We start from the raw sequence: 26,923 nt of genomic DNA on the forward strand, positions 1-26,923 counted from the left end.
GCAAATTTCCGCTATTGCCACCGGGCCTCGACGGTCCGCAGACAACGACCATTCGCACCATGTCCACGACGAGCCACGGCGGAATCCTGCGCAGCGATGCCACCTCTGAAGCGAACGGCCGCGTCCGCGTCGCATCGCCCGAGCGCCCCTGGGATCAACTCGCCCGCGCTCGCCTGAGCCGCGAGGCGGAGCTGATGTGGTCGCTCAACGCGGCCAAGCTCCCGGGCATCCCCTCGCTGGTCTCCTGGGACCCGGACAGCGCGACGCTGACCTACGCCCCCTCGACCACGGCGCCCCTGCTGCGCGGCCTCGGCCCGGGCCTGTCCTTGACCCGCGCCATCGAGCTCGCCGCCGGCATGGCCTCGTGGCTGGCCCGGATGCACGCCCAGGGCGTCCTCTACCTCAGCGTGACCCCGGCCGCCCTCGCCTGGGACCCGGCCACGCGCCAGCTCGAGGCCCGCACCCTCGGCTCGGCCCGCCGCATCGGCGAGATCAACCACCCCAAGCTCAACGACTGGCAGCTGGGCAACTTCCCCTACCTCGCCCCCGAGCAGAGCGGGCGCATGCCGGGCTGCCGCCCCGACGGTCGCTCCGACCTCTACGGCCTCGGCGTGACCTTGTTCGAGCTCATGGCCGGGCGCCTGCCCCTGCTCGGCCGCGACCAGGACGACTGGATCGAGGCCCACCTCAACCGCCCGCCGCGGCGCCTCGCCGGCGAGGGCCTCGACATCCCCGACGCCCTCGACGCCTTCGTCTCCCAGCTCCTGGCCAAGGACCCCAACGAGCGCCCGCCCAGCGCCCAGGCCTGCGCCGACCGCCTCGCGGCCTTCCAAGAGCAGTTCGAGATCGGCATGCCCCTGGTCAGCAGCGCCAAGCTCAGCGCCGCGCCGACGCGGCTGTCGTGGGCCGGCGCGCCGCTCGAGCGCGAGGAGACCACCGCCGCGCTGCGGGCCTGCTTCGAGACCTGCGTGAAGGAGAAGCGGCCGACCCTCGGCACCATCCACGGCGCGATGGGCTCGGGCAAGACCGCCGCCGTCGAGTACCTGCGCGTGGCCGTCAGCGAGAACGGCGGCGCCTTCGCCCGCGCCAAGTTCGACGCCATCCCCTCGGCCATCCCCTACGCCGCGCTGCTCCGGGCCTTCGACGCCCTGCTCGACGACCACCTCCCCGAGCTCGACGAGGCCGAGCTGGAGACCTGGCGCGTGCTGCTCGACGCCGGCTTGGGCCTGGGCGACCACGCCGACCTGCTCATGGCCATGTCCCCCGCCCTGGCCAACCTGCTCCCCGACCGGCCCACGCTGACCGAGCTCGGCCCGGACCTGGCCAAGGCCCGGCTGCGCGAGGCCGTCGAGCGCCTCGTCGACACCATCCCGCGCGAGCGCCCCCTGCTGCTCTTCCTCGACGATCTCCAGTGGGCCGACGGCCCCAGCCTCGAGTTCCTCGCCGAGCTCCTGAGCCCCAACGCCAAGGCGCGCCCGGTGTGCTGCATCGCCGCCTACGAGGACGACGAGCTCGACGCCGACCACCCCGTGTCGGCCTTCCTCGCCAAGGTCCGCGCCGACCACCAGGACGCGCCGGAGCTCACCCTCGCGCCCCTGAGCCGCGAGTCCGTCGACACCCTGCTCGCCTACGGGCTCGAGCTCGAGGTCCCCGAGGTCGCCGAGCTCGGCGCGGTCGTCTACGCCGAGAGCGGGGGCAACCCGCGGCGGGCCGTCGAGTTCCTCGATCGGCTCGAGCGCGAGCGCCTCATCCACCACACCGACGGTCGGTGGCGGTGGGAGCTCGACCAGATCTCCTAGGCCGTGAGACCCCCTGCGCGGGACAAACGTCGCTAGCCCGCTACTAGCCCGCTAGCCCGCGCCGTCGAGCTTGTCGGCGGTCTTGGTCTCGAAGTCCGAGGCGTCGTGGCGCTCGCGGAGCTGGCTGGCGGGGTCCCCCCAGCTGCGGTTGACCATGGCCCCTCGCTTGGCTCCGGGGCGCTCGGCGATCTGTCCAGCCCAGCGCCTGACGTGCTCGTACTCGTGCACCTGGAGGAAGGTGGCGCTGTCATAGAGCAGGCCCTTGCTCAGGGCGCCGTACCACGGCCAGATCGCCATGTCGGCGATGGTGTAGGCCTCGCCGGCCATGTACTCGTGGTCAGCGAGGTGACGCTCGAGGACATCGAGCTGGCGCTTGACCTCCATGGCGAAGCGGTTGATCGGATACTCGAGCTTGACCGGCGCGTAGGCGTAAAAGTGGCCGAAGCCGCCGCCGAGGTAGGGGGCGGCGCCCATCTGCCAAAACAGCCAGTTGAGGGTCTCGGTCCGGGCGGGGCCCTCGGTGGGCAAGAAGGCGCCGAAGCGCTCGGCGAGGTAGAGCAAGATGGCCCCAGACTCAAATACGCGCCGCGGCGGATCCTGGCTGCGGTCGAGCAGCGCCGGGATCTTGGAGTTGGGGTTGATGTCCACGAAGCCGCTGCCGAACTGATCGCCCTCGAGGATGTTGACGAGCCAGGCGTCGTACTCGGCCTCGCGGTGGCCGGCGGCGAGGAGCTCCTCGAGCATCACCGTGACCTTGACGCCGTTGGGCGTGGCCAGCGAGTAGAGCTGGAGGGGGTGCTCGCCCACAGGCAGCTCGCGCTCGTGGGTGGGGCCCGCGACGGGGCGATTGATCGCCGCGAAGCGCCCGCCCCCATCTTCGTCCCAGGTCCAGATCTCAGGGGGGGTATACGCGTCGCCTTCGGCCATCTCAGCCCCTCCATACGCGGGCCCTCGTCGACATGCTACGCGGACGGGAAAAACTCACCCCTGAGGTCGAATTCGGCGGATGAGGATCCATGATGTCGCCCCTCCCCGCGCCCCGAAGCTGCGCGTTTGTACATCTGCGCGGCCAGGCTCCCGAGCGCCGCTTCGAACGCTACAATCACCGCCAGCCATGACCGACGAGACCGAGACGAGCACCGAGACCCCCGCGACCACCGACGCTCCGCCCGCCGACGGGGCCAGCGACGCCGAGCCCTCGCCCGAGCCGGTCGCCGACGATGACACCGCCGTCATCGAGGTCCGGCCCGACGTCAGCGACGAGGACGGCGAGGGCGACGACGACTCGGACGCGGAAGAAGCAGACTCGGACGACGACGACGAGAAGTCCAAGAAGGCGGACAAGCCCAAGAAGGTCAAGATCAACTTCGAGGCCTCCATGCCCCGGGGCGAGGCCGTGTCCTACTTCGACGCCATCGTCGGCGGGCTCAAGTCGGGTCGCCTCGAGTTCCGCCAAGACGGCGACGTGCTCGTGCTCAACCCGCCCGAGCAGCTCGAGATCGAGGTCAAGGCCTCGCGCAAGAGCGACAAGGGCAAGGTCGTGTTCGAGATCGAGTGGAGCGACGAGAACCGCCCGCTCGAGATCCTGAACTGAGCGCGTCGCCCTGGCGCCCATGATCCGCCTCGCTTGCCAGCACTGCGGCGCGCCCATGACCGAGGTCGCGGCCCGCGACCGGCCGACCCTCGATTGCGAGCGCTGCGGCGCCGCGGACCCGCTCCCCGCCGACCTCCGGCTCGAGCTGCTGCGCTACCGCGGCCGCCTCGTCCGCGAGGTCGAGCGGCTGCGCGCCAGCGCCCTGCTCGGCGAGCTGAGCAAGGAGCTGAGCGCGGGGGGCTGCGTGCAGGTGCTGATCACCGGCGGCCTCGGCCTGGTCGCCCTCGTCTTCCTCGGGCGATGGGGCGCGGGGCAGCTGCCGTGGGCGACCTGGAACGAGAGCACGAGCGGCAAGCTCGCCGCGACCGCCGTGATCTTCGGCGGCCTGCTCCTCGCCATGGTCGCCCTCGTGCTGCTCGCGGCGATCCCCATGATCTTCGCCACACGCCGCGCCAACGCCCGCGCCCGGGCCAAGGCCGACGCCCTCGACTACGACACGCCCACGACCTGCAGCTCCTGCGGCGCGCCCGCTCGCATCCCGCTGTGGGCCGAGCCGGGCGCCCTCCCCTGTCCCTTTTGTCGCACCCCCTTGCTGCCTCCCAGCGCTGCGGCCGAGGGCCTGTCCCAGGCCCGCGGGGAGGCGCGCGCGGCCGTGATCGCGGGGGGCGAGCGGGCCCTCGCTGCGATGGTGGGCGTTCGCCCCGAAGAGCTCCAGGCCAAGGACAATCCCCCAGACATCGCCGGTCCTTTCCAGGCCAGCGCGGGCTCGGGCCACGTCTACCAGTGCGAGCGCCCGGGCCTCCGCGCCTTCGCGTCGACGCAGGTCGTCCCCCAGGGGACCTTGCTGCTCGTCGAGTGCACCGTCGATCTGCCCGTCATGGGCACGCTGTGGCTCCTCCCCCCGGGTGGAGCCCACGAGGCGGTGGCGGCCCTGCTCGGCCCCAGCGTCCCGGAGCCCCGCCCCGTCGAGGGCCGCAAACACCGGCTGCGCGCCGAGCCCTGGGTCGACGTTGCGTCCGTCCTGGCGCACCCCGACCTCGCCGAGACGCTCGCCGAGCTCCACCCCCGGGAGAGCCTGCGCCTCGATCCCGCCGGGCTGTCCTGGTGGCGGCTCAACGGTTCGGGCCCTTCCCTCGCCAACGCCCGCTCGAAGGCCTGGATCGCCCGCCGGGGTGCCGACGCCCTCGCGCTGGCCGAGTCCCTCCGCGCCAAGGGCTGACCCCACCCTCGGTCTTGCGGCGTTCTCGCCGATCGCTCGCGTGATCGCGCGCCCCGTCCGCGCGCCTTCGCCCCTTATGATGGGCGTCATGCGTACCTTGCCCATGGACTCGAACCTCCTGGCTGCTTCTCTCCTCGTGTCCGCGGTGACCCTCGCTACGGCGTGCACGGACGACGCGGGCACCGACGAAAACGGCGACGAGATCGGCGCGACCGAGACGACCGCCGGCGACAGCACCACCGCCGGCGAGGCCGGCGAGACCGAGACGGAGTCGGGCAGCGGCACGGCGGAGAGCTCCACGGACGCGGACACCACCGCCGACGAGACCACCACCGCCGACACCACCGCCGACGAGTCCACCACCGCCGACGACACGACCACCGACGACACCACCGAGACCACCACCGAGGAAGAGGAGAGCACGGACACCACCGAGACCGGCGATCCTTGCGGCCCCGAGTGCTGCCCCGGCGAGACCCAGTGCGTCGACGACGTCGCGCAGGAGTGCAACGAGGACGGCACGGCCTGGGAGGACGCGGAGCTGTGCGACGACATCCAGGGCGTCGTGTGCGACACGGACCTGGGCGAGTGCGTCGGCGACTGCTCCGAGTCGGCCATCGGCCTGAGCTACATCGGCTGCGACTACTACCCCACGGTCACGCTCCAGTACGACAGCTACAACACCTCGCCCAAGGACGACTTCGCCGTCGCCGTCGCCAACACCGGCGACGAGGACGCGATGGTCACCGTCACCCAGGGCGACGCCATCGTCTACGACACCGTCGTCAGCCCGGCGGACGTCGCCGTCATCACCCTCCCGTGGGTCAACGAGCTGACCAAGGGCAACGCCCCGACCAAGCTGACCGTCGACGGCGCCTACCGCCTGCGCAGCGACAAGCCCATCGTCGTCTACCAGTACAACCCGCTGGACTCGACGACCACCAACGACGCCTCCTTGATGCTCCCGACCAACGCCTGGGGCAACGACTACATGGTGGCCTCGTGGGCGCACTGGAACAGCATCCCCGGCTTCTACACCGTCGTCGCCCACGAGGACGACACGACCGTGACCGTGTCCGGCCCGCCCAACGCCGTCGGCGTCAGCGCGGGCGCCAACATCGACGGCAGCGGCAACGGCCAGGTCACCCTCGACAACTCCGACGTCCTCCAGGTCGTGACCACCTCGGGCGACCTGACCGGCTCCTACGTCAGCGCCGACAAGCCCGTGCAGGTCATCGGCGGCCACAAGTGCACCAACGTCCCGGCCAACATCAGCGCCTGCGACCACCTCGAGGAGAGCCTGTTCCCGATCCAGACCCTGTCCGACGAGTACATCGTCGTGCCCCCGGTGCAGGTGCCCAACAACGACCTCGACAAGGCCCAGATGGTCCGCGTGATCGCGACCGAGGACGACACCCAGGTCACCTTCGACCCCGATCAGAGCGCCGACGCGACCCTGGACACCGGCGAGTTCATCCAGCTCAGCCTGACCACCGCCGCCTTCCAGGTCAACGCCTCCAAGCCCGTCCTCGTCGTCCAGTACATGGTCGGCCAAAGTGGCGGCTACGGGACCTCGGACCCGGCCATGGTCCAGGCCGTGACCCCCGCCCAGTTCCGGACCAGCTACCTGTTCCACGCCGCCCCGACCTGGACGGCCAACTTCGTCGACATCATCGCCCCCGACGGCGCCAACGTGACCGTCGACGGCGTCGCCGTGACCGACTGGAGCGCCGTGGGCACCTCGGGCTTCAACGTCGGCCACGTCGCCCTGAGCAACGCCGGCAACGGCAACCACACCGTCGAGTCGAACCTCAAGGTCGGCATCTCGGTCTACGGGGTCCAGAGCGCCGGGTCCTACTGGTACCCGGGCGGCCTCGACCTGGTCATCAACCCGCAGTGATGCGCTGAGCGGGGCGTCCGCCCTGCTTGCCGTCCCGTTCACGCCGCCACGGTCTTCCCGTGGCGGCGTCGTCGTGGTTTCGGCTCAAAGCGTGAGCGCACCACGCGCAACCCGTGCTAGCGTCCGCCCATGTCCGTCACCCTCACCGGATTTCAACAGAGCAGCTACGTCTGGACCGCCCGCGCCGCCCTCGCCCACAAGGGCGTCGACTACGAGTTCAAGCCGATCGTGCCGCCCGCGAACAGGAGCCCCGAGCACCTCGAGCAGCACCCCTGGGGCAAGGTCCCGATCTTCAGCCACGGCGACTTCAAGCTCTACGAGACCACCGCGATCTGCACCTACGTCAACGAGGCCTTCGAGGGCCCGGCGCTGCTGCCCGGCGGCGCCAAGGAGCACGCCCGCGCCCAGCTGGTGATCAGCGTGGCCAACTCCTACCTCTACCCCGAGGCCGTGGTCCGCTACGCCCTGCAGTACATCTTCCCCCGGGGCGAGGGCGGCCAGCCTGACCGCGCGACCATCGACGCCGCGGTCCCGGAGGTCGCCAAGGCCCTCGACGTGCTCGAGCGCGAGCTCGGCGAGAAGCAGTGGTTCGTCGGCGACGGCCCGACCCTCGCCGACTACTTCGTGGGCCCCCTCGTCGCCGTGGTCGGCATGTTCCCCGAGGGCAAGCAGCTCATGAGCGAGCGCCCGCAGCTGGGTCGGCACCTCGGCCAGCTCATGGCGCTCGACAGCTTCCGCGCCGGCGCCCCTCAGGGCTGAACCAGGCTCAGCCGGGCCTCGACGACTGCGCGGCTCAGAGCGCGCGGCGCAGTCGCGTCGTGGTCCGGGTGTCGTCGCCATCCAGCAGGCGTCGCCGAGCTCGAGGCCCCTCGACCATGAGCGCTCGGAGCTCGTCCCGGAGCCCACGCTCGTAGCGGGCGGCCGGCTCGACCAGCAAGCGCTCGAGGGCCGGGCTGATGAACAGGTCGTCGGGGTCGAGCGCATGCTCGGCGCGCAGCTCGAACAAGCGGACCAGCTCCGGTCCAAAGTTGCGCGCGAGGGCCTCGTCGAGGCCGGGCACGCCGCGCAGCTGCTTGCCCCAGTGCGGCCGGGCCCGGGGCAGCTCGGCCAGCCACGCGCCCATGACCTCGGCCAGGTAGGGCTGCCAGTCCTCGGTGCGGTGGCCCCCGAGGATCTCGATGTAGCAGGTCAGCTGGTTGCCGCCGGCGGTCGAGAGCAGGCCCTCGCTCGGGCCGACGAAGCGGAGGTTGAGGGTCATGTTCATGGGGTAGCGGCCGCGCGCGGCCCACCGCGCGTTCGCGTCCTGGACGATGGCCCAGGCCCGCTGCACGCTCTCGAAGTCGTCGTCGACGGCGAACCCGACCTCGCCGCAGCCCATGGTGTAGGTCTCGATGCCGGCGTGGAAGTGGGTCGCGCGCTCGATCGGGCAGACCAGCGTTCGAGGCAGGAAGAACACCGAGAACACCCAGCCAAAGAGCGGAGCCAGGCGCGGGCTCCAGTCCTGGGGGCGGTGCAGCAAGCCGGTCCCGAGCAGGTGCTGGAGGGTGCTGATCCACAGGCCCCAGGTGTTGCGATCGGAGTGCTGCTCCCAGGGCATCTGCGGGAGCCGCCGAGTCGGCGCCTCCGCGCTGCGGTTGAAGGCCCGAAACCACACCTGGTCGCTGTGCCCCATCAGGTAGACGTCGAGGTAGTCGTTGCCCAGGACCCGCTCGCGGATGTCCGCCATCGCGCCCTCGAGGGGGACCCACTCTTCTTCCAGGCGCACGTTGAAGGCCGGCTGGACCCGGAGGGTGAGGTGGGTGATGACGCCGCAGGTCCCGAGGCTGACGGCGACGGCCTCGAACAGATCGTCGGGCTCGCGGCCCCGGACGAAGCGGCGGACTTGCCCGGTCCCGTCGACGAGCTCGATGGCCTCGACCAGGTCGCTCAGCGTGCCCTGGAGGCGCCCCGAGCCGTGGGCCCCGACGGCGATCTGCCCGCCCCAGCTCACCGTCTCCATGACCACGCCCGTGGGCATGCAGTAGCCCGCGCGCTCGAGCACGCGGTTGAGGGCGCGGCCGTCGGCTCCGGCCTCGACGTGGGCCAGGGGCCGCTCGGGGTCGGAGGTGTCGAGGCTGACCTCGCGCATGAGACACAGGCACACGAGCAGCTCGTCGCAGGTCGCGATGGCGCTCCAGGCGTAGGCCGTGCCGACGGCCCGGACCTTGCGGCCGGCCCCGCGCGCCTCGGCAATCAGCGAGGCCAGCTCGGCGCTGCTGGTCGGGTAGTGGACCTCGGCGGGGAGCCAGCGCTCGGTGCTCGCCCAGTTGGTCCACGCGCGCCGGCGGCCGGACACGAAGCGGAGCCCTCGCAGAGCGTGGAGCCGAGCGAGGAGCTCGGGACGCTCGCCCCGGCGGGCCGCGATCAGCACGGCCTCGAGGGCGCCGGCGCAGACCAGCGCGGCCAGGGCTTCGGCGAGCGGGCGACGCTCCCGGGGGCCGAGGCGTCCCGGTAGATCAACGTAGACCGTGCGCGCGAAGCCGGCGACGAAGGCCCCCAGACCGACCAAGCTCGCCCCGATCGCGCCGATCCCCAGCGGGAGCTCGGCGAGGCCGAGGGCTGCGGACAGACCCAGCAGCCCGGCGGTCCGCAGCCCGACGCGGCGGTCGAGGCTCAGCGCGGCCACGATCCACAGCCCCGCGAGCGACACGGCCGCGACGCTCGGCAGCGCCGCCACGATCCCGATCTGGATCATTCGAGCGCCCAGACGGTGCGCGCCCAGGGTCTCGTCCTGGCTCGTGCCCGCGTGCTTCCAGGCCAGCAGGCGCTCCCCAAAGCGCGCCTCGACGGTCATCGACGCAGCCCTCCCCGGCGCAGCTCCACGCGCGCGTCTCGGCCGTCCAAGAGCGCCCCGATCACGCCCAGCATGAAGGTCCCGAACACGCCAAAGTCCGCCCCCGCGATGCCCACGACCAGCGCTTCGTGGTGGGGCAGCGGATTGGGGCCGCCCGCCCACAGCATGATCAGGTGCGCCGCGACGTGGCAGGCCCACACGGCCGCTGGCGCCCACGCGACGAGGGTCCGGGACAGCGAGGGGCGCCAGTCCCGGACCAGCACGGCCAGGCCCGCGGCGCAGCCCAAGGTGACGAGCATGGCCTTCCACAGCAGGTGAAAGCGCGCGTGCACGTGCCAGCTGGGGGCGCCGTAGTGGTGGCCGTCGAACCACACCAGCGCCGGGACGACGAGCAGGCTGACGAGGCCGAGGCCTACGAGGATACGACCGACGCCCAGCGAGCTGGCGTCGTCCGCGACGGCTAAACTGGACCAAGGGTGGATTCGTGGCATGACTGGGGCTCCCCAGCCTTGCTAGAGACACCCAAAGCCAGGGCGTTGCGTTTTTCTGTGAACTGCTGAACAGCCCGCTTCCAAACGGGCGCTCCCCGTGCGCTTCGAAGCGAGGGTCACCAGCCCGGCGAAGGCCGGCGCGGGGTGGGCCCGCGGTACTCTCCGGGCATGCCGCCCACCTCCCGCCGCGCCCGTCCTCTCCCGGGGGCCGCCCTCGCCCTCGCTCTCGCTCTGTCGCTGACCGCCTGCCCGAGCGAAGGCGGCGAGGACGAGGCCGAGGCCGGGGCCGAGGACGACGTGGGGACCGACTCGGCCGCAGACGAGGGCGGCGGCGCCGAGAATTGCACGGTCGAAGGGGCCGAGATCGTCGCCCTCGTCAACGCCTACCGCGAGGCCAACGGCAAGCCCGCCGTGCCCCTGTCGCCCTCGCTGTGCACCGTCGCCCAGCTCCACGTCGAGGACCTCGACGCCAACGGCCCCCACACCGTCGAGGGCTGCAACCTGCACAGCTGGTCCGACCAGGGCGAGTGGAGCGCGTGCTGCTACACCTCCGACCACGCCCAGGCCCAGTGCATGTGGGACAAGCCCAAGGAGCTGACGACCTACCCCGGCTCGGGCTACGAGAACGCGGCCGGCGGGGGCGGCTCGATCACCCCGAGCGGCGCCGTCGATCTGTGGAAGGGCAGCGCGGGCCACAACGCCGTGATGCTCAACGAGGGCACCTGGGAGAGCTTCCCCTGGGGGGCCATGGGCGCCGGCGTCCAGGGCGGCTACGCGGTGGTGTGGTTCGGCGAACAGGCCGACCCCGCCCGCTGACGCTGGTAGAGTGCCCGACCGTGCTCCCCCTCGCCCACCCCACGCCGCCCGAGTGGCTCGAGGTCGTGCTCGCTAGCTTCGACGACTTCCTCGTCGACCACGCGGCGTGCGAGCGCAAGGCCTCGGCCACGGGCATGGCCTTCGTGGTCCGCTACCCCGACCGCCCCGACCTGCTCGAGCCGATGATCGCCTTCGCCCGCGAGGAGCTCGAGCACTTCCACGAGGTCTACCGCCTCGTCGCCGCCCGCGGCCTGCGCCTGCGCCCCGACGAGAAGGACCCCTACGTCGAGCCGCTGATGCGCTGGATCCGGACCGGCCGCGACGCCCGGCTCCTCGATCGCCTGGTGCTCGGCGGCGTGGTCGAGGCCCGGGGCTGCGAGCGCTTTGGCCTCGTCGCCGAGGGGCTGCCCGCGGGCGAGCTCAAGGACTTCTACACCCGGCTGTGGCAGGCCGAGGCCCGGCACGTCGGCCTGTTCCTCCGCCTCGCTCGCGCCCTCTTCCCCGTCGAGCGCGTGGACGCCCGGGTCGCCGAGCTCCTCGCCCTCGAGGCCGACCTCGTCCGCACCCTGCCCCTGCGCCCGGCGCTGCACTGAGAGTTTGAGCCATGCCGATCCCCGCCGCCGTCCTCCAAGCCTGGGCCATCGCCGTCGGCGGGATGTCTTCCCTCGCGACGGCGCTCATCGTGCTCATCTTGCTCAACCGCAAGCGAGGACCCGGCGCGGCCTTTGCCTTCGGCCTGGCCTACTTCGGCGGCTACGTGGTCATCGGCCTGACCGGCGTGTTCGTGGGCGCGAGCGTGCTCGAGCTCGACCTGAGCACCGGCCCCTCGCCGACCACCGCGGGCGTGACCCTGGCCCTGGGCCTGCTGCTCAGCGCCGCCAGCGTCCGCGTGTGGCGAAGGCCCCCGGCCAGCCTGGGCGGCGAGGACGACGACTCCTTCCTCGGCCAGGTGTTCGCCACCCTCGACGAGCTCCCCCTCGCCCGGGCCCTCGGCTTCGGGGCGGCCCTGCCCCTGCTCAACGTCAAGAACCTGGCCATCTACCTCCCGGCCGTGGCCCTGCTCGCCAGCGCCGAGCTCACCCCGACCGGGCGGGCGCTGGCCGTGGTCTCGAGCGCCGCGATCTTCAGCGGCGGCCTGCTGATCCCCCTGCTGATCCGCGTGCTGTTTCCACGCCGGTGCGCGGACTGGCTGGCCGCCATGCGCCGGTGGATCGAGGCCCACGCCACCCGCGTCGCCCAGGTCATCCTGCCCTGCATCGCCGTGGCCCTGCTGGCCCGCGGCGGGTGGAGCTTCTGGCAGCTCTACGCGTGAGCGCGAGGTGCTAACCTGTCGAGGTGGTCGAGCTGGTCCTGCCCTTCACCAGCATCGGGCCCGCCGACTTGCCGCGCGTCGGGGGCAAGGGGGCGAAGCTCGGTGAGCTGCACCGGGCGGGCATGGCCGTCCCGCCGGGCTTTTGCGTGACCACGGCTGCGTTCGCGCAGTTCTTCACCGCCGCCAACGCCCAGGCGCTGACCGAGGCCCTCGACGCCATCGACCCGCGAGCGGCCGACGAGCTCGACCAGGTCCGCACCCTGGGCGCCCAGCTCCGCGCCCACCTCGAGGCCGCGCCCATCCCCGAGCCCGTCGAGGCGGCGATCCGCGAGGGCCTGGCCGCGGCCACCTCCGCCGACACCCTCGGCCCTGGGCCCGCCTGGGCCGTGCGCTCCTCGGCGACCCTCGAGGACCTCGCCGAGGCCTCCTTCGCCGGCCAACACGACACCTACCTGGGCGTCCGCGGCGTCGAGGAGCTGCTCGACCGGGTGCGCGCGTGCTGGGCCAGCGCGTTCACGGACCGGGCCATCACCTACCGACGCCAGCACGGCTTTCGCTCGGCCCAGGTCGAGCTTTGCGTGGTCATCCAGCGCATGGTCGCGGCCGAGGTGTCCGGCGTGGCGTTCAGCGCCGACCCCCTCGGCGGCCACCGCCGCGTCGCCTCGATCGACGCGACCTGGGGCCTGGGCGAGGCCCTCGTGTCCGGCCTCGTCGAGCCCGACAACTACCGCCTCGACCGCGACGCAGGCGCGCTGCTCGAGCACCGCGTGGGCGCCAAGGCCATGGCGATCACGATGACCGCGACGGGCACGGCGACCCACGACCTGCCCGAGGCGCGCCGGCAACAGCGAGCCCTCGACGACGCCCAGCTCGCCCTCCTGCTCGCGCTCCTCGACGCCGTCGAGGCCCACTACGGCGAGCCCCAGGACATCGAGTGGTGCTTCGAGGCCGGCGCCCTCTACCTCGTCCAGGCCCGGCCCATCACCACGCTCTACCCCATCCCCGAGGTGTTCGGCGCTGACGCTCCGCCCCCCGACGTGGGCGAGCGCCTCTACATCAGCTTCAACCACCTCCAGGTCATGACCGACACCATCCGGCCGCTGGGCATGGACACGTTGCGCTACCTCTTTCCCCTCGGCAAGGCCCGGGACGAGGACCCCTCCACCGTCTTTCGCCGCGCGGGCGGTCGCCTGTTCATCGACCTGACCCCCGCGCTGCTGCGCCCGGCCATGGGCGCGCGCTTGCTCCGGGGCCTGACCCTCGCCGACCCCAAGATGGCCGCCATCGCCCAGGAGGTGGCCGGGCGCGGGGGCTTCGAGCGCCCCGCCGGCCGGACCAAGCGCCCGATTCGTCCCCTGCTGCGGCGCATCGTGTTGCCCGTGCTGCGCCAGCTCGTCCCCAACCTGCTGTGGCGCGACCCCGTGCGCCTGCGGGCCTGGTTCGAGGACTCCGTCGAGGCCCTCGCCCAGCAGTGGCAGCGCGAGCTGTCCGCCCCCGGCGACGCCCAAGCCCGGCTCGCGGCCATCCGCGCCTTCCTCCAGCGCGGCCTCGCCCACGCCCTGCGCAACTACTTCCCCGTGCTCATCACCGGCGTGCTCTCGTGGAAGCTGATCCAGCGCCTGACGGGCGGCGACCCCCGAGCCGAGGCCCTCAGCCGCGGCCTCGAGGGCAACGTGACCACGCAGATGGACCTCGAGCTCGCCGACCTCGCCGACCTCGCCCGCGAGCACCCCGAGCTGCGCGCCCGGATCCATGACCAGCCCGAGCTGCTCCTCGACCCCGGGGCCCTCGCCGAGCTCTCTGGCGGCCCGGGCCTCGCCGAGGCGTGGGCGCGGTTCATCGAGCGCTACGGCCACCGGGCGATCGGCGAGATCGACATCACCCGCCAGCGCTGGTCCGAGACCCCCGACAGCCTGCTCGCCTCGCTCTCGGGCATGCTCCTCGACACGTCCACCGAGTCGCCCGGCCAACACCGTCGGCAGCACGAGCTCGCCGCGCGCTCGGCCGAGGAGGCCGCCGCCGGGCTGCTCGCCGACAGCCGCGGGCTCCGGCGGCGGCTCATTCGCCACCTGCTCCCCCGCGCGCGCATGGGCCTGGCCGTCCGCGAGCACCCCAAGTTCCTGCTCATGCGCGGGCTCGGGGCCGCGCGCGAGGGCCTGGTCGAGATCGCCGCGGAGCTCGTCGCCCGCGGGCAGCTCGACGCGCCCGAGGACCTGTGGTGGCTCGAGTACGGCGAGATCGAGGCCGGCCTCGGGGCGGGCGTCCAGACCCCTCCCCTTCGCCAGCGCGTCGCCGAGCGCCGCACCGCCTACGCCGCCCACGCGCATCTTCGCCCGCCGCGGGTCATCCTCAGCACCGGCGAGGTCCCCCGCCTGCAACCCCGCGGCGACCTGCCGCCCAACACCCTCGAGGGCGTGTCCGCCTCCCTCGGCGTCATCGAGGGCACCGCCCGCGTCGTCCTCGACCCCACCCGCGAGCGCCTCGAGCCCGGGGAGATTCTCGTCGCACCGTTCACCGATCCGGGCTGGACCCCGCTCTTTGTCCACGCCGCGGGGCTCGTCATGGAGGTCGGCGGCCTCATGACCCACGGCTCCGTCGTCGCCCGGGAGTACGGCTTGCCGGCCGTCGTCGGTGTCGACGACTGCACGACCAAGATACGCAGCGGTCAACGCCTGCGCCTCGACGGAGACCAGGGCCTCGTCACCATTCTCGACGATCCCGGCCCGCCAACTTCGGTAGGATGACGCATGACCTTCGTCGTCACCTCCAACTGCCAACGTTGCCGCTTCACCGACTGTGTCGCCGTCTGTCCCGTGGAGTGCTTCCACGGCGACAAGGAGATGCTCTACATCGATCCCGACGAGTGCATCGACTGCGGCGCGTGCGTGCCCGAGTGCCCCGTCGAGGCGATCTACGACGAGACGGAGGTCCCCCCAGAGCAGATCGAGTGGATCGAGATCAACGCCGCGCGGGCTTCCGAGCTCCCGGTGGTCGCCGAGACCGAGACGCCGCTACCCACGGCCGAGGAACGCCGCAAGCAGCTCGGCTTTGGTTAGCTCGGCCCGCTCGGAGGGCGCTCTCGCTCCCGCGACGGTGGTAGCGTGAAGGCCATGAAGCGCTCGCTGTGGCTGTTGTCCCTCGCCTTTGGCCTCGGCCTCGCTGCGTCCTGTGGAGACAGCGGCGGCGACGGTGCGGACGGTACAGATGAGGCCGAGGGGGAGTGCGTGGTCGGCTCGGCCGGGTGCCCGTGCACGCCCGGGGGCGGCTGCGATCCGGGGCTCGAGTGCTGGATGGACCTGTGCATCCCCGAGGGTACGGGCGGCGAGACGACCACCGGCGACGGTGACACCACCACCGGCGACGGCGACACGACCACCACCGGCGACACCACGACCGGCGACGGCGATACGACCACCGGCGACGGCGATACGACCACGACTACGGGCGACGGCGACACCACGACTACGGGCGACGGCGACACCACCACCGGCGACGGCGACGACACCACCACGACCACCGGCGGCGGCACGCCCGACGAGGTCGTCGAGGTGAGCTCGGGCCGCTTCCACACCTGCGCGCGCATGGGCGACGGGGCCGTGCGCTGCTGGGGCCAGGGCAGCAACGGCGCCACGGGCTACGCCAGCACCGACAGCATCGGCGACAACGAGCCCGCCAGCGCCGCGGGCGAGGTCGACATCGGCGGCGACGCCATCGACATCGACGCGGGCTACACCCACACCTGCGCCGTGCTCGAGGGCGGCGACGTGGTCTGCTGGGGCGCGAACGGCTCGGGCCAGCTCGGCTACGGCAACACCGACACCATCGGCGACAACGAGACCCCGGCCTCGGCGGGCACCGTCGACCTCGGCGGCCCGGCGATCAGCGTGGGGGCGGGCAACGAGTACACCTGCGCCGTGCTCGAGGGCGGGGCCGTGCGCTGCTGGGGCCTGGGCACCCTGGGCCGGCTGGGCTACGCCAACACCGACACCATCGGCGACGACGAGAGCCCGGCGTCCGCGGGCGACGTCGACGTTGGCGGCAACGCGCTCACCTTCTCGGCCGGCTTCGACCACGGCTGCGCCATGCTCGAGGGTGGCGGCGTGCGCTGCTGGGGCCGGGGCGAGGACGGGCGCCTGGGCTACGCCAACCAAGACAACATCGGCGACGACGAGACCCCCGCCTCCGCCGGCGACGTCGACGTGGGCGGCAGCGCACAGGTCGTCAGCGTGGGCGCCTTCCACAGCTGCGCCCTGCTCCAAGGTGGCGACGTCCGCTGCTGGGGCAACGCCGGCTTCGGCAAGCTCGGCTACGCCAACGCCAACGACATCGGCGACAACGAGGCCCCCGCCTCCGCCGGGCCCGTCAACCTCGGCGGCGACGCCGTCCACCTCGACCTGGGCGGCCAGCACACCTGCGCCGTGCTCCAAGGCGGCGGCGCGCGCTGCTGGGGCATCGGCTCCAACGGTCGCCTCGGCTACGCCAACACCCAGGTGGTGGGCGACAACGAGACCCCCGCGGACGTCGGCGACATCGTCGTGGGCGCGGACGTGTTCCAGATCTCCGGGGGCTACGAGCACACCTGCGCCGTCACGACCATGGGCACGGTGCGCTGCTGGGGCAAGGGCGCGAGCGGGCGCCTGGGCTACGGCGAGATCACCGACGTGGGCGACGGCGAGAACCCAGCGGTCAAGGGCGACGTGCCCCTGCTGTGATCGAGGGGCTCTCGAGAGCGCGATGCGGCGCGACGAATTGTGTGGTCGTCACTCGATGACCTAAGCTCGCATCATGCGCATGATTTGGACTCGGAGCCTCCCCCTGGCCGCGGCTTTGGCCCTGACCTTCGCCTGCGGCGACGACGGGGGTGAAGACGGCAGCAACGATGACTTTGGCACGCCCGACACGGGTGATACTGGCGGCGACGAAGCCGAAGCCGGAACCACCGAGGGCGGCACGGACGCGGGCACCGACGACGGTACGGGCGACACCACCGACGCCGAGGCGGACACGCAGGCTGACGCCGAAGCCGAAGCCGAAGCCGACGCCGAGGAGGGCGAGACCGCCGGCGGAGGCTGTGCCGACCTCGACAGCGAGGAGGCTTGCAACGCCGACGCCAACTGCCAGTCCGTGCTCGGCTCGAAGCTCAAGACCAACGGCGCGAACGCGCCCTGCCTCCAGGAGGTCGACTTCATCGGCTGCATCGACGCCCAAGGCTGCGGCGACGCCCTCACCTGGTTTTGCAACGGCAACCAGATCTACGAGGTCCTCGACACCTGCGGACCCGAGGGCTTCGAGATGTGCGAGCCGCCACGAGAGCTCAACGGCGCCTGTCCCTGAGCCACCACTCACGTAGTCCAGGCCACGCTTTGTTCTGTACGAACCGTGGTCTGGATCATGGCTCTTCGCCGACGCTCAGCGAAGCATGGCACCGAACGACAATCAGACTATCTTCGGTGCATGTCCCCCCACTCCCCTAGCCTACGTTCTCGCTCCAGCGTCGCCCTCGCTCTCACCCTCACCCTCGGATTTGGCCCGGGCTGCGCCGAGGAGGAAGAGCCCAGCGGCGCCTTGGGGGACGCCTGCGATCCGGGGCCCGACGCGTGCGGAGACGGGCTGAGCTGTGAGCCCCTGTCCAGCGGCGAAGGCCACGTGTGCGCGGGCTCCGTCGAGCTGCGCGGGCAGGTCATCGACGCCCTCGATCAGAGCGCCATCGAAGGCGCCCGGGTCCTCGCCCTCGACGAGACCGGCTCGCCCGTGAGCGACGTGGCGCTGTCTGACGCCGACGGTCGCTACAGCCTGCCGATCTCCGTGCCCCGCGACCCCGACGGCAACCCGGCCACCGCCGTGACCTTCACCCTCTCGGCCTCCGCCGCCGACTACCAGCTCTACCCCAGCGGCCTCCAGCCCGCCTTCCCCGTCAGCACCGCGGACATCACCAGCGTCGAGGACGACCCCGAGGTCGAGGGCGACGAGAACCTCTCGGCGATCGAGAACGCGTCCACGACCATCGGCCTGCTCCCCCTCGAGGGCGGCGGCGGGTTCACGATCACCGGGCGCGTGGCCACGGAGGCGGACGAGGTCGGCGGCACCTTGGTGGTCGCCGACGGCGGCGCGGGCAGCTACACCATCGCCGACCGCAGCGGCGCCTTCACCCTGTTCAACGTCGCCTCCGGGGCCAACACCATCCGGGGCTACCGCGGCGGCCTCCAGGTCCTGCCCGAGATGCTCGAGGTCAGCGCCGACGTCGACGGGGTCGTCCTCGGCCTCGCCGACGGTGGCCTGTCCGCGGTCAGCGGCAGCGTCAACATCGTCAACGCCGCGGGCGGAAGCGAGACCTCGGTGGTGCTCATCCCCAGCGCGCTATTCGACGAGGTGTTCGAGTTTGGCCCCGTGCCCTTTGGGCTGCGCGCGCCGGAGCCCGGCGTGGCCGCCAACATCAGCTCCAGCTGGACCATCCCCGCGGTCCCCGAGGGGACCTACAAGGTCATCGCCTCCCTCGAGAACGACGACCTGGTCCGCGACCCCGACACCAGCATCGCGGGCACCGAGATCCTCGAGATCGAGGTCGTCGCGGGGGAGGACATCGAGATCCAGGACAGCTTCAAGGTCACCGAGGCCCTGGCCGTCATCAGCCCGGGCGCCGACGGCCCCGAGGAGGTCAGCGGCACCCCGGTGTTCGAGTTCGCCGACGACAGCTCGGAAGACCGCTACGAGGTCATCGTCCACGACGCCCTGGGCAACGAGGTCTGGCGCGACGACCAGGTCCCCGGCGTGAACGGGAATGGCACCGTGACCGTCGACTACGGCGGCCCCGCCCTCGAGCCGGGCATGTTCTACCGCTTCCAGGCGACCTCGTGGAAAGACGGCAACCCCGAGGCCACGGCCCTGAGCCGGACCGAGGACCTGCGCGGCGTGTTCATCTACGTCGAATAGCTCGAGTCGCCGCTCACGGCAGCCCGAGCGCCTGGGCGTCAGCGACCGCCTCACCGCCGATTGACCCCACGGCGGGCCTTGGCGATGCTCGACGCATGCGCGCTTGGCTCTCCTTCACCACGGTCTGTGCCGCGGGGCTCTTGGCCCTCGCCTGCGCCGACGACGAAGCCTCCCCCACCGGCGACGAGCAGGGGTCGGGCTCGGACAGCTCGAGCGACGGCACCACGGAGGAGGACGAGGAGTCGAGCACCTTCTCGAGCGAGACGATGAGCGAGTCCTCCGAGGACGGCTCCGAGTCGACGACGCAAGAGGAGGACAGCTCCGAGTCCACCGACGACAGCTCGACCGACGACAGCTCCACGGGCGACACCTCGACCGAAGACACCGCCGAGGCGTCCGACACCAACTGTCCGCCCGGGACCTTCGGCTGCCCCTGCGACCAAGGCCTGTGCGAGGACCCCTTCGTGTGCGCCGACGGCATCTGCCAGCTCCCCACCGAGGACAACTGCGGCGACATCCAGACCCAGTACGACGCGCTGATCGAGGCGTCGAACAGCTGCACCGACGACGCCGACTGCCAGTGGCTCTACGGGCACTGCGGGGTGGGCCTGGGCGAGTGCTACACCCTCGTCAACCTCGGCGTGGACCAGGGAGACTTCGACGCCCTCGCCGCGCTGTGGGAGGGCGCGAGCTGCTCGGGCCCGGTGTGCGACTGCCCCCCGCCTCCCGCGAGCGTGCCCTGCGTGGACAACGTGTGCGCCTGGCCGTAGATCGGCCTCCCTAGCCGAGCAGCCTCGCCCAGCCTTTCCCGGTAGCCGCGCGCTTTTTTATGGCGCTCAGGGCCCTATCATCCGGCGATGGCCGCCCTCGAGGTCGACTCCCTCACCGCCGAGCTCGCCGAGCTCTCCCCCCGTCGGATCCTGCGCCGCGCCTTCGAGCTGTTCGAGCCCGAGGACATCGCGATCAGCTTCTCGGGCGCCGAGGACGTGATGCTCGTCGACTTCGTCTGCGAGCTCCTCGACCCCGTCAAGCCCCGGGTGTTCAGCCTCGACACCGGCCGCCTGCACCCCGAGACCTACCGCTTCTTCGCCACCGTCGAGGAGCGCTACGGGCTGCGCATCGAGTACTGCTTCCCCGAGGCCGAGGCGGTCCAGACCCTGGTCCGCAAAAAGGGCCTGTTCTCGTTCATCGAGGACGGCCACGGCGAGTGCTGCGGCGTCCGCAAGGTCGCGCCCCTGCGCCGCCAGCTCTCGGGGCTGCGCGCGTGGATCACCGGCCAGCGCCGCGACCAGAGCCCGGGGACCCGCAAGGGCGTCCCGGTGTTCGAGCTCGACGGGGCCTTCACCGGGCGAGGCGGCGGGCCGCTGTACAAGTTCAACCCCCTCGCGGCGATGACCTCGACCGAGGTCTGGGACACCATCCGCGCCTTCGAGATCCCCTACAACCCCCTCCACGCCCGCGGCATGGTCAGCATCGGCTGCGAGCCCTGCACCCGCGCGACCTTGCCGGGCGAGCACGAGCGCGCCGGTCGGTGGTGGTGGGAAGAGGCGACCAAGAAAGAGTGCGGGCTGCACGTGGGCAACCTCGACGGCCCCAGCGAGGGATGAGCGACGCCGAGCCCGATGCGGAGAAGCCCGACGCCGAGCCTGAAGTCGGGACCGCGCTGACGATCCTCCACCGAGACGACCGCCTGCTCGCCGTCGCCAAGCCCAGCGGGATGCTCGTGCACCGGGGCTGGGCCGCCGACGAGGCCGTGCTCGTCGACCTGCTCCGCGCCCAGCTCGACGGCGCGGACGTGTTCCCCCTGCACCGCCTCGATCGCGGGACCTCGGGGGTGCTGTGCCTGGCCCTCGACAAGGAGGCCGCGGCCTTCGTCGGACAGCAGTTCGAGGCCCACGCGCCGCCGCTGACCAAGACCTACCTGGCCCTGGTTCGCGGCCTGGCCCCGGAGGCCGTCGACGTCGACCACGGGCTGCGGCCCCACGACAGCAAGACCGGCAAGCGGCGCAAGGCCGCCGACGCCCTCCCCCGGATCCCCGCTCAGACTCGCTTCGAGCGCATCGAGGCCCGGCAAATCGGCGAGCGCAGCTACTCCCTCGTGAAGGCCCTGCCGCGCACGGGTCGGACCCACCAGATCCGCCGCCACCTCAAGCACCTCGCGCACCCCATCATCGGCGACGTGCGCTACGGCAAGGGCAATCAGAACCGCTACTTCCGGGCGCACTTCGACTTCCACCGCATGGCCTTGCACGCCGCCGCGCTGACCCTCGAGCACCCCGACGGCGGCGCCCTCGAGCTCCGCGCCCCGGTGCCGGCGGACCTGCGCGAGCCGCTGCGCGCGATGGGCTTCGAGACCCTGCGCACCTGGTAGAGCGGACGCTCGGTGAGCTCCGCAGAACAGCAAGCGGTGCACATCGGGTATGGTCCGCTCCCTGCCCACCAGCCGCTCTGCGAGACCCACGATGATCGTCATGAAATTCGGCGGCAGCTCCGTCGCCAACCACACCCAGATTGAGAAAGTCCGCGCCATCGTCGAGGCCAAGCGCGAGCGCGCGCCGGTCGTGGTCAGCTCCGCGCACAAGGGCATCACCGACGCCCTCGTCGACGCGGCCAAGGCCGCGGCCAAGGGCGAGCTGACCCGCATCGATCCGGCGGGCCTCGAGCCCGGCCCGGGGGCCGCGGCGCTGAGCAAGCGCGGGGTGTTCGTCGATCCCATCGGCCGCCAGCGCACCATCCTCGCCGAGCTCGGCTGCCCGGCCGACCTCCTCGACGCCTTCTTCGCCGAGCTGTGCGACCTGCTCCGCGGCGTGTCCCTGGTCCGCGAGCTGAGCCCGCGCAGCCTCGACTACGTGTCGAGCTTCGGCGAGCGCATGTCCGTCCGCGCCCTGGCCGACTACTTCACCCGCAACGGGCTCCCGGCCCGGGCCCACGACGTGTGGGATCTGGGCTTCATCACCGACGACAACTTCAACCGCGCCCGCCCGCTCGCCGGCTGGGAGGCTGACTGCCGCGAGGCCTTCGCCAAGCTCGACGACGCGCTGCCCGTGGTCACCGGCTTCGTCGGCAAGAACCGCGCGGGCGACATCACCACCGTGGGCCGCAACGGCAGCGACCTGACCGCGGCCCTGCTCGGCGGCGCCCTCGGGGCCGAGGAGGTCCAGATCTGGACCGACACCGACGGGGTCATGACCGCCGATCCGAGCCTCGTCGACGGCGCCCGCAACATCCCCGCGATGCGCTTCGACGAGGCCGCCGAGCTCGCCTACTTCGGCAGCCGCGTGCTCCACCCCTCGACCCTGCTGCCGGCCATGGCCAGCGACATCCCGGTCCGGGTGCTCAACACCAACCGCCCCGGGCACCACGGCACGGTCATCGAGCAAAAGGCCGTCGAGAACCCCAGCGTCGCGACCAGCATCGCCTACAAGGAGGGCCAGTCCGTGGTCGTCCTGCGGACCACGCGAATGTTTGGCCAGGCGGGCTTTTTGGCCAAGGTGTTCGCCATCCTCGGCGAGCGGGGAGTCGACGTCGACATGGTGTCGACGTCGGAGGTGAGCGTGTCCCTGACGACCGCAGACCGCGCGGGGATCACCGCGGCCATGCCCGAGCTCGAGCGCCTCGGCGAGTGCGAGCTCCACCACGATCGCACCATCCTCGCCGTCGTCGGCCAGCACCTCCCGCAGCGCCCGGGCATCGGCGCGCGCATCCTCGGCGGCGTGGCCGATGCTGGAGTCAACGTCGAAATGATCAGCTACGGAGTCGACAGCATCAACTTGACCATGTTGATCGCCGACGCCGACATCGATCGAGCGGTCTCCGTCCTCCACGGGATGCTGTTCGAAGCGCGCTGATTGACCTGGGGGCTGCGCCCCCAACACAACCCCGATCTGGAGCGGCCGCCAGGCCCGCGAGCGCGAGCCTTCAATCGTCGCCGCGGCCTCTTGTAGAATCGTCGCGGTGATTTGGTTCCACCGCTTCGGTTGCACGGACGCATGAAGCTCAAGCAATTCCTCGACTCGCTCAACAACGAGCAACTCATCGACCGCCTCAACCTCGCCCTCGACGGGGCCGAGCTGGGCATCTGGGACTGGGATCTGCGCGACGACTCCGTGCAGTTCGACCGTCGGTGGTGCCAGATGTTGGGCCTCGACGCCGAGCAGACCGCCATGGAGCTCGGCACCTGGGAGTCGCGGGTTCACCCCGACGACATCGCGCAGTGCTACGCCGACATCCAGGCCCACCTGGCCGGCGAGACCCACAGCTACGAGAACATCCACCGCATGCGCCACGAGAACGGCGAGTGGATCTACATCCTCGATCGCGGGCGCATCTCCGGCTGGGACGAGGACGGCAAGGCCATCCGCTTCACCGGCACGCACTTCGACTGCACCGCGACCGAGCGGGCCAAGCGGGTCATCGACCAACAGCGCGAGCTGCTCGCGGACATGGTCCGCAACCTGCCCACCGGGGTCGCCATGTTCGACACCCGCGGCACCTACCTCGCGGCCTCCGACGCGTGGCTGCGCCTGTTCGACCTCGGCCCCGATCCGACCGAGCTCACCGGGCGCACCCCGGCGGCCCTGGGTGCTGCGCTGCCGCCCCAGTGGTTCGAGGCGCAGGTCCAGGCGCTGCGTGGGGAGTCGCTATCAGGCGATGAAGATCTCATCACCCTGCCCGACGGCTCCCGTCGCTACTTTCGCTGGTCGATGCGGCCGTGGCAGGCGAGCTCCGAAGACATCGGCGGAATTCTCGTAACTTGCGAAGACGTCACGGCGCATACGGAGGCGCGGCGCTCGAGCGAGAGCGAGGCTCGCCTGGCGGCCCTCGGGCTCATGGCTGGCGGAGTCGCTCACGAACTCAACACCCCCCTGCAAACGCTGATGGTCCACGCCGAGATGATCGCCGACGAGCTCGACGCCTTGGGCGACCGCGAGGTCGACGCAGAGCTCGCCGTCATCGAGCGCTACAACGACGCCGTCATTCAGACCACCGATCGCATCGCCAGCATCGTCGAGGCCCTGCGCACGGTGAGTCGCCATCACCCTGGCGATCCCTTGATGCCCGTCGACCCGCGGGAGCTCGCCAACCAGCAGCTCGACCTGTGCGGCGCCCGCTTTCGAGCCGAGCGCGTCCGCCTGACCATCGACGGCATCGGTGTCGGGGATGCAACGATCCTCGCCCGGCCGGCGGATGTCAGCCAGGTGCTCATCAATCTGCTCAATAACGCGCTCGATGCCGTGCACGGGCGAGCCGACGCCTGGGTCCAGCTCAGCGTTTCGCGCGAAGGCGACACCTGCACCTTCTGCGTGGTCGACTCGGGCACGGGCATCCCGAGTGAGCACATCGACCAGCTCATGACTCCCTTTTTCACGACCAAGAAACTCGGGGAGGGTTCGGGGCTCGGGCTGAGCCTGGCCAAGTCCCTCGCCGAGCGAATGGGGGGCGAATTGGCCTATGTTGCGTCCGCGCCAAACACCACCTTTGAGCTACGCTTATCGTGTAGTTCGGGGGACTCACCGCAATGATGCAGGCCGCCAAAAAGAAGCTCCTCATCGTCGACGACGACAGCATGCTGCGCGACGCGTTGGTTCACATGCTCGAGCGGGCGGGTCACCAGTGCGAGGGGGCGGCCGACGGCGACGAGGGCCTCGAGCGCATCCTCGACCGCGGCTACGACCTGGTGATCACCGACATGCGCATGCCGAGCATGAGCGGCATCGAGATGATCCGCGCCGTGCGTCGAGCCCTGGGCCCGAACCCGCCCTTCATCTTGCTCTCGGGCTACCACGACTTCGAAGAGGACGAGCTGCGCGCCGCCGGGGCCTCGCTGGTGCTGCAAAAGCCCCTGCGCCCCCGCACCATCCGCGAGTCCGTCGCGTCCCTACTCGCCGGCTAGCCCTGAGCCCGACACCGCGTAGCTCGGCGCGTCGGGGTTGCCCTTGAACCTGGCCGCGAGCAGGTCGAAGCCCTTTTGGCTGAAGGGGCAGACGTCGGCACACACGGCGCACCCAAAGTTGCGATCGAAGTAGTCGAGGCACGCGGCCGAGTCGATGCACTGCACGCGGCCCGAGTCGAGCACCACGGGCTCGGGGTGGATCGCGTCGACCGGGCACTGGCGCACGCACTTGCGGCACATCGCGCAAAAGTCCCGGATCCACCCGGGGGGTTCGGGCGGCGCCGGGATGTTCTCGATCGAGGTGTAGATGGCGTTGATGCGCAGCAGCGCGCCGTCCGTGGGGGAGATCAGCAGTCCGTGGTAGCCGATCGTGCCCAGGCCCGCGAGCTCGGCGAGCTGCGTGTAGTCGCTCAGCCCGCCGAGCGCGGTGCCCGGGTAGGCCGCGTGGCCCCGGCCGCGCAGCATCTTGGTCAGCGCGTTGCCGATCTGCGCGAGCTTCAGGTAGCAGCCGGCGACCTCCCGGAAGGCCTCGAAGCTCGGCGCGGTGTCCAGGATCGCCTTGGACATGGGGACGGTGTAGAGGATGGCCTGGCGGTGCGGGATGGCCTTGCCCCCGAAGATCGCGTGGTCCGGGACGTGCACGTAGCCGACCGCCGTCGCGCCCTGCTCCTTGGCGACGGCCTCGATGCCCGCGAAGTCCTCGGCGCTCGCCTCGACCTGGGTCGGCTCGAAGGTCTGCGAGTAGTAGCGAGAGCTCCCGTTCATCTCGCGCATCAGCTTCAACATCGTCGGGCCGACCGACAGACGCTGGCGCACGCTCATGCGCATGATCGAGTGCTCGGCCTGCGGGACCTCGGAGGTGAAGGTATTGCGCGGCGCCGCATCGGCGGCGGGATGGATGAGCTTCTCGAGCTCGAAGACCTCGCTGTCAAAAGCCTCGAGCATCGAATCGAGCATCGCGTTGCGCGCTCCACCCGCGAGCAGCGTGAGCATGAAGGTCTTCATCGGCACTCGATGATACGCCCTTCGACGCTGCGCGCGGCCCGGAATGAACCCTCAGCCCGCGAGCACCGAGACCTCGGCGCCGGCGATCACCAACACCTGCGTCGGCCCGCCGTAGTGCGCGGCCATGCCCACGTCGACCATCCACACCTTCTCGTCGCAGGCCGACTGGATGCCCTCGGTGTGCACGGTGTGGCCGACGACCATGCGCTTGACCTCGAGCTTGGCGAGGGCCTGGTCGAGCAGGGCGCAGTCGCTCGCGTCGGGCTCGTCGGAGTAGTGGCGGCTCCACACCGGGCCGTCGGGGTCGACGATCGCCTTGGGCGGCTCGCTGCGCTCGCCGTTGAGGAAGGCCCGGGCCTCGCGGTTGAGCGTGGTGATGTCGCCGGCGTAGGCCGGGAGCACGCCGCCGTGGACGAAGGCGGTGTCGCCGACGACGACCACGGTGTTGCGCTTGCCCAGCTCCTTGGCCCAGGGGCGCCCGGGCAAGAAGGCCGCGACCCGGGACATGGCCCCCTTGGGCACCTTCCCGCGCAGCGGATCGAGGGCCCTGTCGGCGACGTCGACCCCGGGCGCGTCGGCGAAGTCGACCAGGCCTCCCGGGGTCACGTAGCGCAGGTCGCCCATGGCGTTCATGAACTCGTGGTTGCCGTTGAGGATGTGGATGGCGCCGCCGGCCGCCTTGGCCTCGTGCTGGAGCCGCGCCAGGAGCTCGAGGATGGCCTGCTCGCCGTCGCCGCGGTCGAGCTGATCGCCGGTCTGCACGATCACCAGGGAGCCGCCGATCCACTTGCCCGACTCGTCCATGGCGCCCGCGAGCCGCAAGGCCCGCTCGGTCGCCCCCAGATCGCCGTGCAGGTCGCCGATCGCGACGAGGCGCTCGGGCTCGGGGTAGCGGGTCTGCCGGGCCGGAATCTCACCAGGGTCGATCGCCCGCAGCAGCGACTCCCTCGGCTCCGTGGGCTGCCTGGGCTCCTCGGGCTCGGGCGCGGGGGTCGGCTCGGACAGCCGCTGGCCGACCCCTTGCTGGTCTTGCTCGTGGGCGGGTGGTGGCGCGCCGAGGCAAGCGCTGGCTGCCAGGCGAGGAGAAAGAGGGCGGCGGGGCGGAGCGGGGAACGAAGAAGGGCGCGCACG

At 71.4% G+C, this 26,923-nt stretch carries 24 protein-coding genes; 19 read left to right on the forward strand and 5 right to left on the reverse strand.

The window, feature by feature from the left end; translation table 11 throughout:
* The first annotated feature begins 59 nt into the window (after positions 1-59).
* Positions 60-1,799, forward strand: coding sequence for an ATP-binding protein (locus PPSIR1_RS01450; protein ID WP_006969186.1), 1,740 nt, complete (start codon positions 60-62; stop codon positions 1,797-1,799).
* Between the two features lie 51 nt (positions 1,800-1,850).
* Here PPSIR1_RS01450 and yghU read toward each other — a convergent pair whose 3' ends face one another.
* Positions 1,851-2,726 (reverse strand): glutathione-dependent disulfide-bond oxidoreductase, encoded by an 876-nt coding sequence (yghU, locus tag PPSIR1_RS01455; RefSeq protein WP_006969187.1) that lies wholly within the window; start codon positions 2,724-2,726, stop codon positions 1,851-1,853.
* A 187-nt stretch (positions 2,727-2,913) separates the two neighbouring features.
* Here yghU and PPSIR1_RS01460 point away from each other — a divergent pair, with 187 nt between their 5' ends.
* The 4 genes from PPSIR1_RS01460 (at position 2,914) to PPSIR1_RS01475 (ending at position 7,271) form a co-directional block, all read left to right on the forward strand.
* Positions 2,914-3,393 (forward strand): amphi-Trp domain-containing protein, encoded by a 480-nt coding sequence (locus tag PPSIR1_RS01460; protein WP_006969188.1) that lies wholly within the window; start codon positions 2,914-2,916, stop codon positions 3,391-3,393.
* Positions 3,394-3,412: 19 nt separating this feature from the next.
* The gene (locus PPSIR1_RS01465; RefSeq protein ID WP_006969189.1) at positions 3,413-4,612 is read left to right on the forward strand and encodes a hypothetical protein; all 1,200 of its coding nucleotides are present in this window, start codon (positions 3,413-3,415) and stop codon (positions 4,610-4,612) included.
* 88 nt (positions 4,613-4,700) lie between these two features.
* Entirely contained in the window at positions 4,701-6,512 is a 1,812-nt protein-coding gene (locus PPSIR1_RS01470) for an IgGFc-binding protein (RefSeq protein WP_157595105.1), read from the forward strand.
* A gap of 129 nt (positions 6,513-6,641) precedes the next feature.
* A complete protein-coding gene (locus PPSIR1_RS01475; RefSeq protein ID WP_006969191.1) occupies positions 6,642-7,271 on the forward strand; it encodes a glutathione S-transferase family protein in 630 nt (209 codons plus the stop codon).
* A 34-nt stretch (positions 7,272-7,305) separates the two neighbouring features.
* Here the strand turns inward: PPSIR1_RS01475 and PPSIR1_RS01480 are convergent, their stop codons facing one another.
* Together PPSIR1_RS01480 and PPSIR1_RS01485 are read right to left on the reverse strand one after the other, a co-directional pair.
* Entirely contained in the window at positions 7,306-9,345 is a 2,040-nt protein-coding gene (locus PPSIR1_RS01480) for an FAD-binding protein (protein ID WP_006969192.1), read from the reverse strand.
* Entirely contained in the window at positions 9,342-9,836 is a 495-nt protein-coding gene (locus PPSIR1_RS01485; protein ID WP_157595106.1) for a hypothetical protein, read from the reverse strand. Before PPSIR1_RS01485 ends, PPSIR1_RS01480 begins: the two co-directional genes overlap by 4 nt.
* A gap of 168 nt (positions 9,837-10,004) precedes the next feature.
* Here PPSIR1_RS01485 and PPSIR1_RS01490 point away from each other — a divergent pair, with 168 nt between their 5' ends.
* From PPSIR1_RS01490 to PPSIR1_RS01555, 14 genes are all read left to right on the forward strand, one after another.
* On the forward strand, positions 10,005-10,652 hold the full coding sequence (locus tag PPSIR1_RS01490) for a CAP domain-containing protein (protein ID WP_006969195.1): 648 nt from the start codon (positions 10,005-10,007) through the stop codon (positions 10,650-10,652).
* A gap of 20 nt (positions 10,653-10,672) precedes the next feature.
* Positions 10,673-11,245: a tRNA-(ms[2]io[6]A)-hydroxylase gene (locus PPSIR1_RS01495; RefSeq protein WP_006969196.1), complete on the forward strand. Its 573-nt coding sequence runs from the start codon at positions 10,673-10,675 to the stop codon at positions 11,243-11,245.
* A gap of 11 nt (positions 11,246-11,256) precedes the next feature.
* Positions 11,257-11,964 (forward strand): GAP family protein, encoded by a 708-nt coding sequence (locus PPSIR1_RS01500; RefSeq protein ID WP_006969197.1) that lies wholly within the window; start codon positions 11,257-11,259, stop codon positions 11,962-11,964.
* 23 nt (positions 11,965-11,987) lie between these two features.
* Positions 11,988-14,708, forward strand: a complete 2,721-nt coding sequence (locus PPSIR1_RS01505; RefSeq protein WP_006969198.1) for a PEP/pyruvate-binding domain-containing protein — start codon at positions 11,988-11,990, stop codon at positions 14,706-14,708.
* A gap of 3 nt (positions 14,709-14,711) precedes the next feature.
* Complete coding sequence (locus tag PPSIR1_RS01510; RefSeq protein WP_006969199.1) at positions 14,712-15,020, forward strand: ferredoxin family protein; 309 nt, start codon at positions 14,712-14,714, stop codon at positions 15,018-15,020.
* Between the two features lie 54 nt (positions 15,021-15,074).
* A complete protein-coding gene (locus tag PPSIR1_RS01515; RefSeq protein ID WP_006969200.1) occupies positions 15,075-16,676 on the forward strand; it encodes an RCC1 domain-containing protein in 1,602 nt (533 codons plus the stop codon).
* A gap of 73 nt (positions 16,677-16,749) precedes the next feature.
* On the forward strand, positions 16,750-17,298 hold the full coding sequence (locus PPSIR1_RS01520) for a hypothetical protein (protein ID WP_006969201.1): 549 nt from the start codon (positions 16,750-16,752) through the stop codon (positions 17,296-17,298).
* Between the two features lie 120 nt (positions 17,299-17,418).
* Positions 17,419-18,894 carry a carboxypeptidase regulatory-like domain-containing protein gene (locus PPSIR1_RS01525; protein ID WP_053335294.1) on the forward strand — a complete coding sequence of 492 codons (1,476 nt, stop codon included), beginning with the start codon at positions 17,419-17,421 and terminating at the stop codon, positions 18,892-18,894.
* A 95-nt stretch (positions 18,895-18,989) separates the two neighbouring features.
* Entirely contained in the window at positions 18,990-19,664 is a 675-nt protein-coding gene (locus PPSIR1_RS01530; protein WP_006969203.1) for a hypothetical protein, read from the forward strand.
* Positions 19,665-19,751: 87 nt separating this feature from the next.
* Positions 19,752-20,501 carry a phosphoadenylyl-sulfate reductase gene (locus tag PPSIR1_RS01535; RefSeq protein WP_006969204.1) on the forward strand — a complete coding sequence of 250 codons (750 nt, stop codon included), beginning with the start codon at positions 19,752-19,754 and terminating at the stop codon, positions 20,499-20,501.
* Positions 20,498-21,265, forward strand: a complete 768-nt coding sequence (locus PPSIR1_RS01540; RefSeq protein WP_006969205.1) for an RluA family pseudouridine synthase — start codon at positions 20,498-20,500, stop codon at positions 21,263-21,265. Before PPSIR1_RS01535 ends, PPSIR1_RS01540 begins: the two co-directional genes overlap by 4 nt.
* 91 nt (positions 21,266-21,356) lie before the next feature.
* Positions 21,357-22,742, forward strand: coding sequence for an aspartate kinase (locus tag PPSIR1_RS01545; RefSeq protein WP_006969206.1), 1,386 nt, complete (start codon positions 21,357-21,359; stop codon positions 22,740-22,742).
* A gap of 141 nt (positions 22,743-22,883) precedes the next feature.
* Positions 22,884-24,416 (forward strand): PAS domain-containing sensor histidine kinase, encoded by a 1,533-nt coding sequence (locus PPSIR1_RS01550; RefSeq protein ID WP_006969207.1) that lies wholly within the window; start codon positions 22,884-22,886, stop codon positions 24,414-24,416.
* Positions 24,413-24,787, forward strand: a complete 375-nt coding sequence (locus PPSIR1_RS01555; RefSeq protein WP_053335295.1) for a response regulator — start codon at positions 24,413-24,415, stop codon at positions 24,785-24,787. The genes PPSIR1_RS01550 and PPSIR1_RS01555 overlap by 4 nt, the downstream gene beginning before the upstream one ends.
* Here the strand turns inward: PPSIR1_RS01555 and PPSIR1_RS01560 are convergent.
* Positions 24,773-25,792 carry a 4Fe-4S binding protein gene (locus tag PPSIR1_RS01560; protein WP_006969209.1) on the reverse strand — a complete coding sequence of 340 codons (1,020 nt, stop codon included), beginning with the start codon at positions 25,790-25,792 and terminating at the stop codon, positions 24,773-24,775. The genes PPSIR1_RS01555 and PPSIR1_RS01560 overlap by 15 nt on opposite strands.
* Before the next feature lie 51 nt (positions 25,793-25,843).
* Positions 25,844-26,869 carry a metallophosphoesterase gene (locus PPSIR1_RS01565; protein WP_086000909.1) on the reverse strand — a complete coding sequence of 342 codons (1,026 nt, stop codon included), beginning with the start codon at positions 26,867-26,869 and terminating at the stop codon, positions 25,844-25,846.
* Positions 26,870-26,923: the final 54 nt, after the last annotated feature.

The organism is Plesiocystis pacifica SIR-1 (assembly GCF_000170895.1).
GTDB classification, from domain to species: domain Bacteria; phylum Myxococcota_A; class Polyangia; order Nannocystales; family Nannocystaceae; genus Plesiocystis; species Plesiocystis pacifica.